This window comes from Nitrospira sp., assembly GCA_029194535.1.
Lineage (GTDB): Bacteria > Nitrospirota > Nitrospiria > Nitrospirales > Nitrospiraceae > Nitrospira_C.
This window is the reverse complement of record JARFXR010000001.1, coordinates 62,259-81,032: the sequence shown is the minus strand read 5'-3', so window position 1 is coordinate 81,032 and position 18,774 is coordinate 62,259. Positions and strand designations below refer to the sequence as shown.

At 62.1% G+C, this 18,774-nt stretch carries 12 protein-coding genes; 2 read left to right on the top strand and 10 right to left on the bottom strand.

Going from position 1 to position 18,774, the window contains the following annotated elements; translation table 11 throughout:
* Positions 1–152: 152 nt before the first annotated feature.
* From P0111_00305 to P0111_00275, 7 genes are all read right to left on the bottom strand, one after another.
* Positions 153–5,033 carry a hypothetical protein gene (locus P0111_00305; GenBank protein MDF0642442.1) on the bottom strand — a complete coding sequence of 1,627 codons (4,881 nt, stop codon included), beginning with the start codon at positions 5,031–5,033 and terminating at the stop codon, positions 153–155.
* A 675-nt stretch (positions 5,034–5,708) separates the two neighbouring features.
* A complete protein-coding gene (locus P0111_00300) occupies positions 5,709–7,076 on the bottom strand; it encodes a sigma-54 dependent transcriptional regulator (protein MDF0642441.1) in 1,368 nt (455 codons plus the stop codon).
* Between the two features lie 24 nt (positions 7,077–7,100).
* Complete coding sequence (locus P0111_00295) at positions 7,101–7,544, bottom strand: response regulator (GenBank protein ID MDF0642440.1); 444 nt, start codon at positions 7,542–7,544, stop codon at positions 7,101–7,103.
* Between the two features lie 196 nt (positions 7,545–7,740).
* Entirely contained in the window at positions 7,741–9,309 is a 1,569-nt protein-coding gene (locus P0111_00290) for an ATP-binding protein (protein ID MDF0642439.1), read from the bottom strand.
* 28 nt (positions 9,310–9,337) lie between these two features.
* Complete coding sequence (locus tag P0111_00285) at positions 9,338–10,735, bottom strand: sigma-54 dependent transcriptional regulator (GenBank protein ID MDF0642438.1); 1,398 nt, start codon at positions 10,733–10,735, stop codon at positions 9,338–9,340.
* Positions 10,736–10,979: 244 nt separating this feature from the next.
* Entirely contained in the window at positions 10,980–11,801 is an 822-nt protein-coding gene (gene otsB, locus P0111_00280; GenBank protein ID MDF0642437.1) for a trehalose-phosphatase, read from the bottom strand.
* Entirely contained in the window at positions 11,798–14,047 is a 2,250-nt protein-coding gene (locus P0111_00275) for a trehalose-6-phosphate synthase (GenBank protein MDF0642436.1), read from the bottom strand. The genes otsB and P0111_00275 overlap by 4 nt, the downstream gene beginning before the upstream one ends.
* A 49-nt stretch (positions 14,048–14,096) precedes the next feature.
* Here P0111_00275 and P0111_00270 point away from each other — a divergent pair, with 49 nt between their 5' ends.
* Positions 14,097–15,881: a glycoside hydrolase family 15 protein gene (locus P0111_00270; protein ID MDF0642435.1), complete on the top strand. Its 1,785-nt coding sequence runs from the start codon at positions 14,097–14,099 to the stop codon at positions 15,879–15,881.
* 40 nt (positions 15,882–15,921) lie between these two features.
* Here the strand turns inward: P0111_00270 and P0111_00265 are convergent, their stop codons facing one another.
* The 3 genes from P0111_00265 to P0111_00255 all read right to left on the bottom strand — a co-directional run bounded on the left by P0111_00265 (position 15,922) and on the right by P0111_00255 (position 17,435).
* A complete protein-coding gene (locus P0111_00265) occupies positions 15,922–16,341 on the bottom strand; it encodes a hypothetical protein (protein ID MDF0642434.1) in 420 nt (139 codons plus the stop codon).
* A 93-nt stretch (positions 16,342–16,434) separates the two neighbouring features.
* Positions 16,435–16,761 carry a hypothetical protein gene (locus tag P0111_00260; protein ID MDF0642433.1) on the bottom strand — a complete coding sequence of 109 codons (327 nt, stop codon included), beginning with the start codon at positions 16,759–16,761 and terminating at the stop codon, positions 16,435–16,437.
* A gap of 26 nt (positions 16,762–16,787) precedes the next feature.
* Positions 16,788–17,435 carry an OmpA family protein gene (locus tag P0111_00255; protein MDF0642432.1) on the bottom strand — a complete coding sequence of 216 codons (648 nt, stop codon included), beginning with the start codon at positions 17,433–17,435 and terminating at the stop codon, positions 16,788–16,790.
* A 605-nt stretch (positions 17,436–18,040) separates the two neighbouring features.
* On the opposite strand from P0111_00255, the gene P0111_00250 reads away from it, so the two are divergent.
* On the top strand, positions 18,041–18,706 hold the full coding sequence (locus P0111_00250; protein ID MDF0642431.1) for a response regulator transcription factor: 666 nt from the start codon (positions 18,041–18,043) through the stop codon (positions 18,704–18,706).
* Positions 18,707–18,774: the final 68 nt, after the last annotated feature.

Here is an 18,774-nt window from a genome sequence, read left to right as displayed (position 1 = left end):
AACTTGAGGCTCAGCACCCAGCACTCAGGACTTCTTAAAGAACAGGGGAGCTACACCGTCGGCGCAGCTCCCCCCCTTGTTGAGTGATCAGTGCTGAGGACTGAGGTCGAATGCTCTTAGCCCCCAGTCCTCACACCCTGGTCCTTACTGTTCTACCGCAAAGCGGTCGGAACAGCCTGAGGCTGCGGCGCGGCATCAGCCCGCTTGGCTCCCATGCCGACGGCGCCCAGCGGCTGAATCCGTGAGTCGCCGACCGGCAACACCCGGAGATAGCCCCATTGCCCTGATTGCGTGTAGGGCAGCCGATTGTTCGACCACACGAAGTCTCCGGCCAGGCGATACGGTCCGCCCGCCCCGCCGCGGATGAAGACATCGAGAGTCTCGGAACCGGCATACTCCACCACGCTGATCATGTCGGCGCCCGGCATGTAGGGCTCGATCGGCCATTCATGGCCTTCGACCCCGAACATCCCGTTCTGCTCGCTGTTGGCCCCGATCACGTGAATTCGGATCGGGTCGCCGGCGTGCGCCTCGATCAGAGGCGTGGCCGGATCTTCGGGCTTGTCCACGACGCAGGGCTGGAAGATCTTGCCCAGCGAGCAGCCCTGTTCTTCACGGAACTTGTACGGTTCGGCACGGTAGTTCACCGACGTCAACCCCGCCACGTTCTGCACGTAGGGCATGAAGGCGGTTCCGATGATGTTGTCCTCGTCCTGGAAGTAGAGGGCGACATCACGATAGTTCCGCTTGCCCACGTTCTCCGGCAGGCTGGCGTCGACGATGACGTCGGCCCTCCAGGAGTTTTTCTGTGACAGGTCGGCACCGGTGACAGGGTCGCGGTACAGCGATCCTTTCGGACCGACGATGATGGCCCCGTACAATCCGTTGCGCGGATTGACGACGACGTTGCCGCCGTCCCATACCAGCGACGTCGTCTCCTTGTTGGCAGGATGCGCGTAGTAGGTATAGGCACGGCTCTCGCCTGGGCCGATGGTCTGATCGCCGCCGTTGTTGCCGACGTTCAAGCCTTGGCTGTCTTTCGGATCGAAGGCCAATCCAGGAGCGAAGAAGGACGCCCGGCTGGCCTTCATCTTGTTCTTCAGACTCACCTTGATACAATCGCCCAGGTTGGCGCGCAGCGTCAGCGGATGCGGGGTCGTCCCGCTGGCCACCGTCGTCGCTTCCTCTTCGAGCGCGAAGATCTTGCCTTCCGGCATGGTCATTTCAATCTTCCGTTCGAAATCCACCTCGATCACGTCCGGCGCCTTCTGGTTGAGCTTCATCGGGCGATCCAACGCCACGACGTTGAAGCTCTTCACGGGAGCGTCGGCCGGGCAGACGGAACTCGGAGTCGCGGGAATTCCGAGGGGGTTGGTCCCCTTCGGCAGCGGCTTGAGATCCGCCGTTTCCTTATCGAGGACACGCACGATCCCCCATCCGCCTTCGGCGAAGTGGGAGCTTCGGCCGTTGAAGTGGATGTAGTCGCCCGGCATGCCCTGGAATCCTCCCGCCTTGGTCACGAGGTCATACCGCTCGGCGATCCCGACGTGAATCGAGTTCTTCCGATTGGCGTCCGCCGCGTACCGTTCCGTGAGGAAGGTATGGCCGGAGATCGTCCAGACGTGCGACTCGTTCATCAGCTGGTGCAGCAGACGGAACACCATGGTGTCGCCTGTGTACGCCCGCAACAACGGGGTATCAGGATCTCCATGGATCGCACTGCTGAACAGCTTGGACGTATCCGGATTGTTCGAGAGGCGTTGCGCAAACGGTTCCGCGCGGAAGTTGAACCCGCTGCCGGTCGTGTGCGTGCCGCCGTTGATGTACTTGTTCGGCGCGTTCAGAATCTTCTCCGGCATCTGGAACGACACCGTCTTGCCCGCCTCGAGCGCCACCTCCACCGGCTGTCCGGGAGGATTCCCGGCTTCGATGATGTTGACCGTGTGCGGCACCGTGTCGTGGATGGATACCATCAATTCACGGAAGCTGCCGCTGACACCGGCGCCGATCGGCTCGTTGCTGTGGATGTCTGCGATCGGACCGCTGTAGACGAGTTTGCCGTTCTTCGGATCGTGATAGGTCGACCCGAACGGCTCGACCAGCGTCACGCCGAACCCGCCGTGCGGCCAGGTCGTCGCGCCGAACGCGTGGTCATGCCAGAACACGGTTCCCATATCGACGTCCACCCACCACCGATAGCGGACAAACTCCGGCGACACGAGATCGTTGGCCGGGTGGTTGTGCTTCAGCGGTTTGAAGAACGTCACCTGATCGCCTTTGATGTCCTTGATGCGGGCGACCTCGGAGCAGCTCTTATCGCGCGGCAGCGAGGCGGTCGCGTCGTTGCCGTTCTCCAGGCAATCCATACCGACCATAACTTCGGTGTTCACATGGAACGCCGTGGCGCCAGGAGCCATCTGGATCTTGATGCTGGTGGCTCCCGCCTTGGCCCCTCCGACAAGCTTGGCGACCATCGGCGCCGGCAGCCCGTGCTTCGTCTTCTTCCCGAACATGGTGAACGGGCGCACGGACATCTCATATTCGAATCCGGAGATCACGCCATCCGAGTTCCCCGTGTCGAACTGGAAGAAGTGGGGATGGATGTTGATCTTGGACGACTGGAAGTTGGTGTAGTCGTCGTCGTCCCACTCGCTGGTGAGCACCAGGTCCACGCAGTCATACACGTTCGCGCGAATGACCGCGGGAAGTTTGAGGTCGTCGTTGGCTCGGATCAGACGCTCTTCTTCGTGCAGCACGTAGATGAGGCCGTCCTTGTCCACGATGGCCGGCTCTTTGCCCTGCTTCTTTGCCAAGGTGATCGGCATCCGGGCAAAGTGAATGTTGTAGAACTTCTGATTGGCGTTGTCGGGACAGAGACTCCAACGGCCCTGCTCGCCCGGCTTGGCCGGCTCGGAGGTCCGTTCGCCGTTCGCATCCTGGTGGATCGGCTCCAGCCAGGGCGCGCCGCTGTGGTTCGCCGAGAACGGCACGCGTTTGCCGAAGTGCGGCTTGAAGAGCGGCCAGGCCAGCTTCCCCGTCGTCGGATCGAACAGGATCGCGGGTCTGGTGCCGTCATCCCACTTCGCGGCCCACTGATACTTAGGATTTTGCGCGGTGCTCTCGCGTTCGCCGCGCGCGATGTTGCCGTCCCACTTCCAGTCCCACACCGTCGAGTCATAGGACAGGATTTGGCCCTTTTCGTCGTTCGTGTGACCCGGTTGCCCTTGCGCCGGCACGAACATCTCGACCCAATCCTTGATGTTCACGATGACCGGATCGGACTTCCAGTTGGTCTTCTGGCTCTTGTCGACGATCTTGAACGTCTTGCCGAACCAATCGAGGGTGGTCCCGATCAGTTTGTCGGACGAGACGCCCTGCTTAATGCGACCCTTCCGGTCCGGCAGTTCTTGTAGATCCGGCATCGTGTCGGTATGGGCCGACCCGACCTGCAACGTGTTGTAGAAGCGGCCATAGCCCCACATGCCCGCCACATAATGATGGGCGACGTGGCAATGATAGAGGAACTCGCCTGCCAAGTGCTGGCAGCCGCCGCCGCCGCATTCCGGTTCCAGGTCCAACGCCTCAGACGGCCCGATGACCTCGACGTCCACGCGGTCCGACTTGGTCCGGACGACGGGATATTTCACCGGCCCGTCCTGACCCATGGCCCATAGATTGTTGGGCTCTGTTCCCGGGCTCCGCTGCCAGCGGATCGATCCGCTGTGCGGATGATGCGAGTGGAACACCTCGGAACCGCCGTGGACCAGCCGCCATTTGACTGGTTCGCCCAGATAACCGCGGGCGATCGTGGTGGGCGTATCGCCGAAGGTGTAGGCGCTATAGGCCATCGATTCGTCTTCGAAGCCGAAATATTCATGCTGCAGGTGCATCTGATCGATTCCGAACGGCTCGCTGCGATAGTTGATCGCGCGGCCGCCCGGACGGTAGGCATCCGTAAGCGGATCGCGTTGGGGGAGGAAGTCGCCCTTCTTGTTCAACGGGCGGAAGGCTTCGTCGCCGATCTCGTGGTAGAAGAGCACGAACTCGCGGAAATCCGGCCCGGTCCCGTTGTCGATATTGACCTGCCAGCCGGTCCTGACCGGCTTGTCCGGGCCCGTACCCAGTGAATCGAAGTACTTGGAGCCCTTCGGCTCGACGATAAAGGCTCCAAAGAGGCCCAACACGGTCAATTCACGGTCATGGCTGTACGAATGGAATTGCCGTACGCCTTCCTGCATGTGCGGATGGATATACCATTCAAACTCCTGGGCTTTGCCCGGCGCCACGATCGACTCGGGATTCGTGGTCGTGGCCGGCTTGCCGGTCGCGCTGACGATCATACTGGAGGCCTGGATGAACAGGCTGCCGTCCTCGCTCTCCATCTGGTTGCGCAGCGTCATCTTGACGCAGTCGCCTTGGTTGGCGCGGAGGACCAGCGGTTGAATCACGTCGCCTTGCAATCCGGTGCTGACGGCGCCCGGGTCATAGCCGTCTTTTTCGCGGGCCGCCTTATTCTTGGCTTCCTCTGCGCGGGCCTTCTCGAGGTCCTCGCTCAGGACATACATGTAGCCGGGGTAGTAGTCGAGCCAGCGGTTCAACGTGATTTCGATGTTGATCATCGACACGTCATAGGTCTTCGTCGGCGCGTTGGCCGGACACTTGCCTCCCGATGAGAGGACCGGCTCGCCCTTGCCCGAATCCGTCATGAGCAGGAAGCTGCTGCCGTCCTGGCCCATGTACTGGTGCATCATGGACATGTTGTTGAACGCGCCGGAGGTTTGTTGCGCCTGCGCGTCCTTCTGGGCCTGCTCTTCGAGCCGGCGCATCAGGCGATGGTGCTGGAGCTCCATCTTCTCCGATCGTTCCGGCCGTCCTTCGATCGTGTCCTCCACGACCGTCTGGCCTTTCAGCTGTTGGGTCCATCCGGGCAACGCCACTTGGGTGGCATGGCCATCGTGCGAGCCTGCATCTCCCGCAACCGACGGCCATGGTGCCGCCAGCAGGCTTCCGGCGAGCAGCGCACTTTGCAGCATGAAAGCGGCACTCGTGCGCTTCCGCCTACGTTGTGGTTTATGATGAGACATACGGCCTCCCCCTGTTGTGCCCGCCACTGTGGGCGGCTGGTTGAAACACACTGGCTGTTGAGTCTTCAACGTGCTCTCCCTGGTTCCTTGTCGAAAGAGAACCGGCCTCCGACTGACTTCCGGCCGTCATTCCTTTGGAGGGTTAAGAGCTGGTGAAGGCTTCCTTCTTACGAAGGGAGGGTTATTCGGAGGCCGGTCCTAATCACCCAGACCTTCACCAGCGCTCGTCACCTAGCGCAATAGCCGTGCCGATGTGCGGCCGCCGATGCGGAACAAGAATATCCGGCCAGATAAAGGGCTTATGTCTTTCGGTTCGGAGCGGTGAAGGCACCGAGCTTGGCGTACGTTCCAGCGACTTGGACAGTTTCATGAAGGTTTTAGGCGGGTCGAGGAAAATCAGCGCGTTACGCTGTCCAATCTGTTGGACAGATTTCCGAACAAATTGACGCACAATGGGACAGGAGGTCGTGAGATCGGCCGTGCCGCATTCGAAGGCCGATCGCCGCATGCAACGGGACAGGGTGAGTCGAGACTCCGACCGGAGTCTCGGATTCGCTCAGCGTTCGTGGATGCCGATGGAACTAATGGAACGAATGATGATGAAGCAGCAACAGATAGCCTGATCTACTCGATCTGATAGCTGCGCAGTTTGGTATACAGGCTGGCACGGCTGATCTTGAGCAACCTGGCGGCTTTGACTCGATTGCCGCCGGCCTGCGCCAGAGCCTGGACGATGCGCGCTTTCTCAGCCTCCTTCATGGCCTGGCGTGATACGGATCGGAGATCGTGCGCCGAACCGGATCCCATGGCGACGATGTCGGCGCAGGTCAAAGAAGGGCCGGCGGTGGTGACGACCGCGCGCTCGATGTAGTGCTGCAGCTCGCGCACATTGCCCGGCCAGGCCGCCTCGCTCAGCGCCTGCAGGACCTCGGGGGATATCGTGCGCGGCTGCTGGCGGTGTCGTTCGCAGGCCGCTGCGAGGAACCGTTTGATCAGCAGAGGGATGTCCTCGCGGCGGTCGCGCAACGGCGGCAGGAACAAGGGCAAGACGGCCAATCGGTAATAAAGGTCTTGCCGGAAACCCTTGGTCTTGACGAGTTCGGCGAGGTCCTTGTTCGTGGCCGATATGACCCGCGCGTGGATCTTGATTCGCTCGGTGCCCCCCACCGGTCTGATTTCGCCTTCCTGAAGGACGCGAAGCAGTTTCGCCTGAAACGTCGGCGTGGTGTCGCCGATTTCGTCGAGAAAGATGGTCCCGCCGTCGGCCGATTCGAACAACCCTCGCTTGTTCGCAGCGGCGCCCGTGAAGGCCCCGCGGACGTGTCCATACAACTCACTTTCCAGCAGGGTCTCGGGTAAGGATCCGCAATCGACGACGACGAAGGGTCGGGTCCGACGCTCGCTCAATTCGTGAATGGTTCGCGCGACCAATTCCTTGCCGGTCCCGCTTTCCCCTTGGAGGAGCACGGGGGCGGAGCTGTCCGCCACCAGCGCGATCATATCGAATAGTTCCTGCATCGCGGGGCTGCGCCCGACCAGGCCGCACAGGGAATTCCGGGGGGGCAGGGGTCCGGATCCCTGGATCGGCGCCTCACGAGCCGGTTCGTGCCTGAACAACACGAGCATGGACGTCGTCTCTCCACGGCTCGAGACGAGGGGAAAGAATTGACGCACTCCGCAAGGGGTGTTGTACTCGGCGGGGGCGCAAGTCGTCGAAACATTCCGCGTCTCGATCTCGTTGAAGGCCGGACAGGCTTCGCAGGGCTCGCTCCGGCGGGCGAAGGCTTCATAACACTTTGCGCCATGCCGACCTTCTCCTGTGGCCGTCGACCAAGCTGCGTCGTTGGCATAGATCACGTTGAAATGACTGTCCATAACGGCCACCCGATCGGTCAGCCCTCCGGCGAGCAACTTAATCGCTTCGATGCGGGCGTTCAGAACAAGGTCGGCGACAGCGGAGTCACGGGTCGCGTCTTGCGGAGATCCGGCCATCTCGGTTGTCCCTCTCTTCCTCTTCTATGTGATATTTTTGGTGGTCCATGTTCGCTCAGGGGGCGACTGGGGAGTGGTCTCGGGGCGTGATTCGCCCGGCTTGAGCAACAGCTGCTGGACGCAGATTTTCAGCTCCCCGACTCTGACCGGCTTGTCGAAGTAGACTGTGGCTCCCGCGTCGAGCACTGCGGCCTTGACAGCCGGGTCACCGAAGGCGGTCATGACGACGATGGGGCAGGCGGGCGCCACGGTCCGCAGGCGGCTGATGTATTCCGCTCCTCCGGCCGGCATGCGGAGATCGGTGAGGATGAGGTCCGGCACGGCCTGCAGGACGGCCTGAAAAGCCTCGTCTCCGTCTCGTGCCTCCCGAAGCTGGTAGCCGGCGCTCCAGAACTCGTCGCACAGCAGACTGCGCATCTCTCGGTCATCTTCCACGATCAGTACAACTTCGGTACGGCGGTGAAGCACGATCGTCTCCTTTTCGGTTCGCAAGGCCGGTCCTAGACGAAGACCTGGACGAGCAAGGCACGTGCCGCCGTGAGACCGCATGCGAAGGTCGCGATTTTCCGGTGCCTCATCCTCCGCGACGGAGGAGGGGCAGGACGACTGGCGAGAAAGACGACAGGGGAGCATCGAACGCTGTTGCGAGATGCCCCAGAGCCTCTCAACCTGAACCTGAGCCTTCACGATGCGTCGGTAACAGAATCGTGAACGTGGTCCCCTTGCCCGGCGCACTCTGTACCGCGATGGACCCCTGATGCTCGTCGATGATGCCCTTTACGACCGTGAGGCCGAGGCCGGTGCCTTTTCCGAACTCCTTCGTCGTGAAGAACGGCTCGAACACCCGGCCGAGGATGTCGGACGGTATGCCCTGGCCGGTATCGGTGACCGACAGCGCCACCGAGTCGGTTCGGGGCTCAAGCCGGATCCGCAAGGTGCCTTCCTCCGGCATTGCGTGGAGCGCGTTCATGATGAGATTGATCAGGACCTGGCTGATCTGGTCGGCATCGGCTGAGACGGCGGGACAGATCGGGACGAGATCCAGCTCAAGCCTGGTCCGGCTTTGCGTCAGTCGTTCGTGAAACATCTCGACGGCGTTCCCCACGACCGTCTTCAGGTCGACCGGACCACGCATGGGCGGCTTCCGGCGGGTGAAGGCCAGGAGCTGGTTCATGACTCTGGTGATGCGTTCGACTTGGACGATGATCGTCTGCAGGCCTTTCTTGACCGATTCTTCTCGGACGCGATCCATCAGATATTCCGCGCGGCCAAGAATGACATTCATGGGCGTGCCGATCTCGTGCGCCATGCCGGACGCGAGGGTGCCGAGCTCGGCGATCCGTTCGGTCCGCCGGAGCTGCTCTTCCATGCGTCGTCGCTCGGTGAGATCGCGGAGAATCACCGTGTAGAATCGCTTGCCCTCGACCGCGATTTGCGAGATCGAGGCTTCGACCGGAAACTCCTCCCCGTCGGCCCTGAGGCCCGTGACGGCGCCGAGCGCGCCCATCTTGCGCGCCGTCACGCCCGACCGCCCGAAGTTTTCGATATGATGCCGGTGCGCCTCGCGGAAGCGGGCGGGGATAAAGCGGTCGAGCGGCTGTTCCAGCGCGTCCGCCTGCGGGCAGCCGAACATCAGCTCGGCCGCACGGTTGAACATGACCACACGCTGCCGGTCGTCCACCGTCAGGATGGCGTCCATCGCCGATTGAATGATGCCCTCCAGCCGGAGTTCCGTGATCAGGTAGCGCTCTTCCGCTTCTCGCCGTCCGGCCACCGCGCCCATTGCGGCCGTCTCCGCATAGGCCCGCGCTTCTTGCGCGGCCGTCAGCAGCCCTTGCGCATCCGTACGTTCGGCCTTCAAGGCCTCCAGGGCTTGGTGGCGTCCGGCTTCCGTCGTCTCAAGCGAGGATTGCGCGCGCTTGTGGCGGATCAAGAGCCACGCGATCAACCAGAGCACGCCGGTGCCCAAGCCGCGGTTCACCATGGCGTACGCTGGCGCGCCTTCGGGACTGAACGCCAAGTCCGCCCAGAGCAGCGCCGTCGCGGCGGTGCAGACGACGAGCGGCGCACCCTCGCGGTGCGAGAAGAAGGTCAGAAGCAGCGGGAGGACGTAGAGTACGGAGACGGCGATGCCGGTGGGCGCCAGGATGTCCGCGAGGAAAATCCCGAAGGTCAGGAGGACGGGCAAGGTCAGGGGCATGGGGTGGAATAATGCGCTGGTCGCGTCGTTCATCTGATCGATTCAGGCCTGAGCCCGGGTCTCACCCATCCGATTGCGCCGATTCCGCCGCCTGCCCCGTCCCCTCAATTTCGTCGAGCTTGCGGTAGAGGGTCTTGCGGTCGATGCCCAGCAGGAGCGCGGCCCGATACTTGTTGCCCCCCGTCTTTTCCAGGATCTTCCGGATATATTCTTTTTCAACCTCGTGCAGCGGCAGGGTTTTTTCGGCCGCCTCATCGAGGACGCGGCGGTCGCCGCGCGATCCCTGAATCGCCGCAGGCAGGTCGTCCGGCAGGATCTTGTCGCCTCGACTCAAGGTCACCGCCCGTTCGATCACATTCTCCAGTTCTCGGACGTTGCCCGGCCAGTCATAATCGATCAACATGGCCAACGCGGATTCCCCCACCCCTTTGACGCGCATACAGCGCGCCTCGCCGCACTTGTTCAGAAAGGCCTCAACCAGCAAGGGGATGTCTTCCCGCCGCTCCCGGAGGGGAGGCAGCTTCAACTCGATGACATTCAAGCGATAGTATAAGTCGTCGCGGAACCGCTTGGCCTTCACCTCTTCCGTGAGGTTCAGATTGGTCGCCGCGATCACGCGCACGTCGACATCGACCGGCCTTGTGGCGCCGACTCTCCGGATCTCCTTTTCCTGGATGGCCCGGAGCAGCTTGGCCTGCAGCATCAACGGGAGCTCGCTGATTTCGTCCAGGAAGATCGTCCCCCTCTGTGCCTCCTCGAACAACCCCCGTTTGTCCATCTTGGCGTCGGTGAACGCGCCGCGGACATGGCCGAACAGCTCGCTCTCCAATAATTGATCCGGAATCGCGGCACAATTGACCGGCACGAAAGACGACTCCTTCCGGTCGCTGTTATAGTGAATGGCTTTTGCGACGAGTTCCTTCCCGGTGCCGCTTTCTCCGGTGATCAGGATGTTGGTCGGGCTGTCCGCGACCCGTTTGATCAGGTCGAAGAGGGCCAGCATGGGTTTGCTCCTACCCAGGATCTGATGAAAACTATATTCCTTGTGCACCTCTTTCCGGAGCCGGCCGACTTCCCGTCGCAGAGAGGCCTCGCGGATCACCCGTTCGATCACACGAAGCAGCTCGTCCTTCTTCACCGGTTTGGTGAGGTAATCGCTCGCCCCGTACTTCATCGCCTCGACCGCCGTTTCCACCGATCCGAACGCCGTCATCAAGACCACCCCGATGTCCGGATAGAGACGCTTGATCTCGACCAGGAGTTCCAGGCCCTCCACGCCTTTCATACGGAGATCGGTCAGCACCGCGACGTAATCGGCCTCCTTCAATCTCCCCAAGGCCTCTGAGCCGCCGCCGGCCGTCGTGACGTGATGTCCACGGTCCTTCAACAGGTCGGAAATCGTCTCTCGCAAGTCCTCGTCGTCGTCCACGACGAGGACGGCTCCCCACTCTTCCGTCATGAGTCGTCCCTTTTCGATCGAATCGGATAGGTCGCCGCGCCGGCGCGCCGCCTCATACCCGAGAGGGTAAGTGCTGCCGTCGCCTTTTGCAACAGCCCGCCCCGCTCCCGCGCCTCGCCAGGCGTCAAATCAAGGCCCGAGCGGCCCCTCGGTCGATGCGGTTCGATCTCGGCGCAAGAGCAGGGCCCATCGTCGAAGCGCGGGCAGAGGAACGAGGCCGGACGGCAATCGTGGAGGTGCCGGATCACGAGCCGTGAGATCGCTTGTGAACATGAGGCGCATGGCCGGCCTCGCGCGAAGCCGTCGAGAGGTCCAGGCCACGGATCAGCAGCATGAGCATGTCCGCCACTTCGCCTTGATGATCCAGGTAGTAGCGCGCGCGTGAGCCGGCCTCCCGCCCGACACGCACTCCCATGACCAGACCCTCGGTCAGCGAGAACACCGATTCGTCCGTTTCGTCGTCCCCGATGTAGAAGAGACCGTCACGACGGAGATGCGTCATCAACGCCGAGGCCGCGGATCCCTTGCCGGCCTGGCCGTGAGGCAGGACGTTGACCGACTGCTTGCCCATGATCAGGACAGGCGCGGGTGTCAATCGGTTGAGGATTTGGAGCACCTGAGCGCTGGCGGCGGCGGCGTCGAGCGCGCGGCGAAAGTGGATGGTGAGCGTGTAGCGCTTGTCCTCGATCTCGGCGCCCGCTGCCGCCATCGAGCGGGACGGTCCGTTCGCGATCTGGCGCCGCCATCGCTCGCAGACGTCCTCCGCCAGCCGGAGGGTCTCCCGACTCGACAGCGGGCCCTCGATGCCGTGGTTGCCGATCAGGTGCGGAACCGAACCGTTCACGCGCGGCGTCAGATCGGCCAACGCCCGCCCGGAGATGATCGCGCAGGCCGCGCGCTTGGCCAGTTCCGTGAGCTGTCCGCCCGTTCCGAGCGGTAGGGTGACGCCGTCCCGGTCGGGCGAGATGGGAGCGAGCGTACCGTCGAAATCGAATGCATACAGAAGCGGCCGGGCCGCCAGGCCGCCGAGCGCACGTCGTCCCTGCTCCGACAGCAGATGGATCATGCTTGGCCTCTGGTGCTGGTGCGGATGTCGCGCGCACCCGTTTGGCGGGCGACGCGGGCGCGCTGTCGCATGCGGGCGGCGTCCATCAGCATCCGGCCCGCCCAGCGATAGACGTTGAACTCCTGGACAATCCCGCGCATGCTGCGCATCCGCGCGCGCTGTTCGACCGGCGGCATCTTCAACGCGACATGCAACGCCGCGGCGCATTGATCGATGTTGTAGGGATTCACCACCAGCGCGTCCGGCAGCTCCGTCGCGGCGCCCGTGAATTGACTGAGGATCAAGACGCCTTCCTCATCATCACGCGCCGCCACGAATTCCTTGGCGACGAGATTCATGCCGTCGTGCAGGCTGCTGACGATGCAGAAGTCGGCGCCCCGGTAGTAGGTCGTGACTTCCTCCGGGTCATGGTGCTCGATCCGCAAGTGGATTGGACGATAATCTTCCCGTCCGAACCGATGGTTGATGCGCTCCGCCGTGGCGACGACCTGCTCCGTGAGCTGCCGGTACTCGTCGATCTTGGACCGGCTGGGCGCCGCGATCTGCACGAACGAGAACGAACCGATCCATTCGGGTTCCAGCTCCAACAGCCGTTCGATGGCGAGAAACCGCTCCAGAATGCCTTTGGTGTAATCCAGGCGCTCGACCCCGACCCCCAGGCGATGGCTGTGGGACAGGCCGTTGATGGCTCGGATGTGCGTTCGGCAGCTTGGGACCGAGGGCTGCTCCGGCTGTCCCCGAGTCGGCCAAGCGATCGAGATAGGGTACTGCTTGACGGTGGTCAGCTTGCCGCCGTGGGAAATCGTGGAGCTGTCCCAGTCGATTCTGGCCTCCAGGGAGCGGTCGACCGTATTGATGAAGTTGCTGCAATGGAAGCGCGTGTGGAATCCCAGAATGCTGCTGCCGAGCAGGCCTTCGAGAATTTCACGGTGCCAGGGACAGATCGCGTAGCGCTCGGGATTCGGCCAGGGAATATGCCAGAAGGTGATGATGGTCGCATGGGGCAGATGATCGCGCACGATCTTCGGGACCAAGGCGAGATGGTAGTCCTGCACGAGCACCACCGGATTGTCGGTCTTGGCCTCTTCCAGCACCGCCATCGCGAAGCGCTCGTTGATTTCCTTGTACCGTTCCCAATCCGAGGTACGGAAGACGGGGCGCACATGGGCGAGGTGGCAGAGGGGCCACAGGCCTTCGTTGGCGAACCCATAGTAGTATCCGTCTTCTTCTTCCGGCGACAGCCAGATGCGCCGGATCTCATAGGCCGGATGCTCCGGAGGCACCCGCACGTGGGCGCGGGCGTCGACCACTTCTCGATCCGCGGTTCCACTACCATGCGCGATCCAGACGCCCGAACAGGCGCGCATCACGGGCTCCAGAGCGGTCACGACGCCGCTGGCGGGAACCTGAACTTCCATGTGCGGCCCATTCCACATGTGAATGTACGGCTGGCGGTTCGACACGATCAGCACCTCGTCGCCGGCCAGATGATCGTGGAGGATGGCCTTCAGTGTAGCCGGGGTCCAGCTCATCTGACTTTCGTCGCGCATGCGCTTGTCGGCTTCGAGATCATTGATCAATGCACGAAGATCCTGAGCCACCGGCTGCAGTTCGGAATGGTGACTCTGGTTCTTGATGAGGGCGACCAGGCCTTCGCCCTGCAGCATGGATTGAACGCCCGCCACCCATCCGCGCCAGCTCAAATGTGCGACAAGCACCGTCACCAGCGAGATCACCGCGCCGATGACCGCGAACAGATAGAAGAGGTACCACTTCGTGTCGGTGCTGCGTCGTTGCACCCAGCTCATGTCGTGCACGAGCATCAAGCGGCCTATCTGCCGCCCGCTGGCTTCGATGCCTACGGCGGACACGTGGACCGCGCCGTGAGGCAGCCGCAGCATGGCGGTCTGTTCCGCCTTGATCGTCCCGGGACCGTCGCAGGGAATCGAATCGGGATACGTCAGGGTCTTATAGGCCAGACGGTTGTCCCGGTCGCAGAAACCGACGGCGAAGAGTCGCTCGTCCTGGATGATGCGGTGCAGATAGTTCAACAGTTTGGTCTTGGAGTCGGAGGCCAGGAGATCCGCCAGCGGGGCTTCGACCATGCGACCGATGAGTTGGGATCGGATTTCCAGATCCCGCACGAACCATTTCAAGGTCAGGCTGTCGACCAGGGGAATGACCGCATAAGCCAGACCGGCCAGCACGAGGGCGAGGGGAAAAAGAAATCGCAAGGATAAGCGCATACATTCACCTCTCGTTTACTTCGGTCGGGAAATCGCCTATGGTGGGAGGGTGTACCCCTACGGTCTCATCGGCAATTGCCAGACCTCCGCGCTGATCAGCGTCGCGGGCGCCGTGGAATGGATGTGCGCGCCCCGTCCCGACAGCCCTCCGATCTTCGGCCGGCTCCTCGATCCTGACGGGGGTCATTTCTCGATCATGAGCCCGGCCGGGGCCAAGGAACCCACCACGAGCCAACAGTATCTGCCGAATACCAACATCCTGATCACGACGGTCACCAGCGCCAACGGCGACGCGTTTCAAATCACCGATTTTTGCCCGCGCTTCGAGCAGTACGGCCGTATCTACCGTCCGGCGGCGCTGTTCAGGCTGGTCGAACCGCTTCACGGCACGCCGGCCATCCGGGTCAGTTGTCAACCGGTGTCCGGGTGGGACAAGGCCCCCGTGCCTCCCGTGAGAGGGAACAATCACCTCCGCTACGACATCCGCGGGGAATCCCTTCGGTTGCTGACCAACATGCCGCTGACCTATCTCTGCGACGAGATTCCGGTTGCGCTGACGCGCAAATTCTATTTCGGCCTGACCTGGGGGTTGGGCATCGAGGACGATCTCATCAAGGTCACCCATGACTTCCTCGAGCAAACGGCCCGCTACTGGCGGACGTGGGTCAAGCATTGCTCCGTTCCGCTGCTCCACCAACAGGCGGTCATCCGCTCCGCCTTGGCCTTGAAGCTCCATTGCTTCGAGGATACGGGCGCCATTCTTGCCGCCATGACGACCAGTCTGCCGGAAGAAGCGGGCGGTCCCCGCAATTGGGACTATCGCTATTGCTGGCTTCGGGACGCCTACTTCGCCCTGACCGCGTTCAACAATCTGGGGCACTTCGAGGAGATGGAAGCCTTCCTGAACTTTCTCCTCAACATCGCCCATACCCATGAACATTCCCGCGACCGATTGAGGCCCGTCTATACCCTCAGCCAGGGGCTCCCGCTTCCCGAGATCGAGCATGCCAACTGGGCCGGCTACCGTGGGAGCACTCCGGTCCGCAGTCACAATCAGGCCGCCGACCAGATTCAAAACGATGCCTACGGAGAGATGATCCTGACCTTCACGCCGATTTTCTTCGATGAACGGTTTTTCGATCTGCGCACCAAGGATCTGGACGGCCTCCTGGGTCACCTGGCGCACCTGTGCGTCCGCGGCATCGGCCAGCGGGACGCGGGCTTGTGGGAAATCCGCGGCGGCTGGCAGGAGCATTCCTTCACGAACCTGCTCTGCTGGGCCGGGCTGGAACGTCTCGAGCGTATTCAGCAAGCGGGGCACCTCCGTTCGATTCCGTTAGATTTGACCGCCGCCCGGCTTCAGGCGGCCCAGGCCTTGCTCAAGGGCGTGCAGGAGGGAGCGCTTCGGAACGGTCCGACTGATTCTAGCCACGATGCGGCCCTCTCGCAACTCGCCATCTTGGGCTATCCGGATCGCCACCTATGCGAGTCGACCGTCCTGCACATCGTCGACGACCTGGCCATGAAGCGCGACGGTACGGAGACAGGGTTTTTTTACCGGTACGTTCGCAAGGACGATTTCGGAAAACCGGAGTCCGCGTTCGTGATCTGCTCCTTTTGGATCGCGCAAGCTCTGGCCCGCCTGGGCCGGCTTGCCGAGGCGCGAAGCATTCTGGATCGCGTGCAAGCCGCCGCCAATCACGTCGGGCTGTTCTCGGAACACTTCATGCCGGGGGTGAACATCCAGTCGGGGAACTTTCCTCAAGCCTATTCTCATGTAGGCATGATCAACGCCACCTTTGCCGTCAGCCCCCCGTGGAGCGACGTGCTGTGAAGGTGCTGAGTGATGGAGCCAAAGAGCTGGCACGGGTCCTTCATTTGCGGGCTTCGACGTGGATGGTCGCGGTCGGGCTGATCTCGCCTCGCGGGTTGTCCGCATCGAACCACACGTTGAACTGCAGGGTCCCGGATCGCAGCGGACAGAGGCTGGCCGATTCTCCCGGCCCGATCGTGATGGTGTCGCTGACTTCTCCGAGGAACGAACTCACGCCCTTCTTGCACCCCAATTCTTCAAGCAGCCTCCCGTGGAGAAACCCGATTCGCACCGGGGTGGCCCGAAGATTCTCCCAACGGATCTCCTCGCCGGAGCGGGCATAGACGGTCGAGGGCTTCACGATGTCCGAAATGCGGATTGTCCGGACGGCCCCCCGGCTGTCCGACATCGGGGAATGCCCGCAGGCTTGGAGCGTACAGCTCGCGATCAGGATGAGAAGACCGACACGTGCCCATATCATGGTCAATGCTCCCTCTCGTGTGTTGCGTTAACCTGGTCCGGCGGATGCGGGTCGTTTCCCTCGGGACGGCTCGCTTGCGCGTGTCTCCCTGGGTCAGCGAAGCGGAGGATGAAACAGCGTGAGCGTGAGTACAGGCAGATGCAAGGACGACAAGGTGTCCTGAGCCGCCACGATGGCGGCGACGGGTGGAGGCTGTACAGCGGTCGTCGGGATGGGAAATCCTTCCAAGATCGACGTGCCCAGGAGCTCGGAGGACGGCGCCTGGATCAGCCACGTGCCGGCGACCCCGAGCAGCTGGATCATAATGCAGAGACAGAGACATAGGACCGCCGCCAGGGCGCTGCGCCTCAGCCTTCCGGAGCGCGGTCGATTGACAACCCCGGCCGGAAGCCGGACCTCGGCCCGCGTCGGGCCAGACACCCCGCCCTTCTGATTTCTGGGATGGATCATTGCACGGTGAAATGCGCGCGGCGGTTTTTTTGCCAGCAGCGTTCTTCGTGTTGATCACACAACGGGCGTATCTCCCCGTAACTGATGATCTTCAACTTCGCCGCCGGTATGCCGAGATCTTCGAGGTAATGTTTGGTCGACTTGGCCCGCTTTTCCCCCAGGACAAGATTGTAGGCCTGCGTTCCGCGTTCATCGCAATGTCCTTCGATCACGACGGATTTACCCGAAAGATTGTTGATGACCAGCGCGTTCGTCTCCAGCACGGAACGGGCGTCGGCTCTGATCGTATAGCGATCCAAGTCGAAAAAGATGTCGGTCAGGACTGGCTCGGTCTCCAATGCCGCGGCGCTCGCCGGCGATTCCGGCGTTGGGGCGGCCTGGGGCGGGTGTGAATCGGGAGCCGTCTGTGCGGCGGCCTGGTGCGGTCCTGAATCGAGGGGAGACTGTTCACCGCCCGCCGCGGCGACCGAGGAACCGCCGACGGCATGAGGCGGGGCCGGAGCCGGCTGGTGGTCGGGGAAGGTCACGATCTTCTCCGGCACGATGGTCTCGACCGGAGCTGCTTTGGCGGCCGGCGATTGTTGTTCGCCGGCGGAAGAGAGGGCGCGCTTGGCGCACCCGACCGTCGCGCCGAGTGCGCCCATGCACAGACATGCCAGAGCAAGCTTCAGTGTCCATGATTGATTCAGCATCGTTCACCCATAGATGAAGGGAAAGGATCTTGCTCGAATCGTACCTAATAGCATGATACGGGACGGCTTGGCAAAACCCTCATCAAGAGGGCAGGGGGTCGGTTTCCTCCTGTGTCATGCTCAAGAAGGCGGGCATCTCCTCTTCGATCACGATTTCATGCTGAGCAGAAGGCCTTGACTGGATTCCCGCCTCCACGGAAATGACACATATCCGTGTTTCTCATGGCAAGCTGGCCCGTTACCATCAAGTAAGTTCGCCGAGTCGAGCATTTGGGCCCGACATGGACCAGTGGGGTGCTCGCAGGAGACAAGTTGTCCCGGCTGGTCGATACAACGGACAACCTGTCCCGGCGGCAGGGATCGTTCGGGGCGATCGGGCCTTCGGAGAAACCGGTCGGTGATCGAGGGTGTTTCATCCAGGCTTCCGGGGCGTCCCTAGTGCCGTTTGCCGGTCCACGACAGGGGCTTTCGCGAGGTCCTTGAGTCGCACCAGTGACTCTCGGTACACTTCTTCCATATCCGGCAGATCGATTCCACCCTGTCGCAGCGAGGCTATCATGGCGGATACCTATCGCATCCTCTTGGCCGACGATCACGTGTTGGTCGCCGAAGGAATTCAGAAGCTGCTCGAGCCGGAATTCCAATTGGTCGGCATCGTCGCAGACGGACGCGCGCTCGTCGCGGAGGCTGCGAGGCTGCAGCCGGACATCGTGGTGGTCGACATTTCGTTGCCGTTGTTGAACGGCCTGGACGCGTCGGTCCAACTCAAGAAACACCAGCCGGATCTCAAGATCATCGTGCTCACCATGCATTCGGAGCAAAACTTCGTCACACAGGCGTTTCGAGTGGGCGCGTCCGGCTATGTGCTCAAACAATCCGTCGGATCGGAATTGGTCCAGGCGATTCGCGAGGTCATTAAGGGACGGACGTTCGTGTCGCCGATGGTGGCGCAGAGTCTGGTCGACCAGGCGGTCAACAAGTCCTCTGCGGCGACGTCTGTCGATGCGGATCGGGCCTTCGCGCCGACCCTAAGTTCACGTCAGCGGGAGGTCTTGCAGCTTGTGGCGGAAGGAAAAGCGACCAAGGAAATCGCCTCCATCCTCAACGTATCGGTGAAGACGGTCGAGTTTCACAAGACCAGGATCATGAAGGAGTTGCGCTTGCGGACTGCGGCGGAGTTGACAAAATATGCCATCGCGGCGGGGCTGACCTCGATTCACTGAAAAAGTGCTGAGTCCTGAGTGCTCAGTCCTGAGCCTCTCGGCTCGTGCTCAGCGCTCGAAACTCAGCA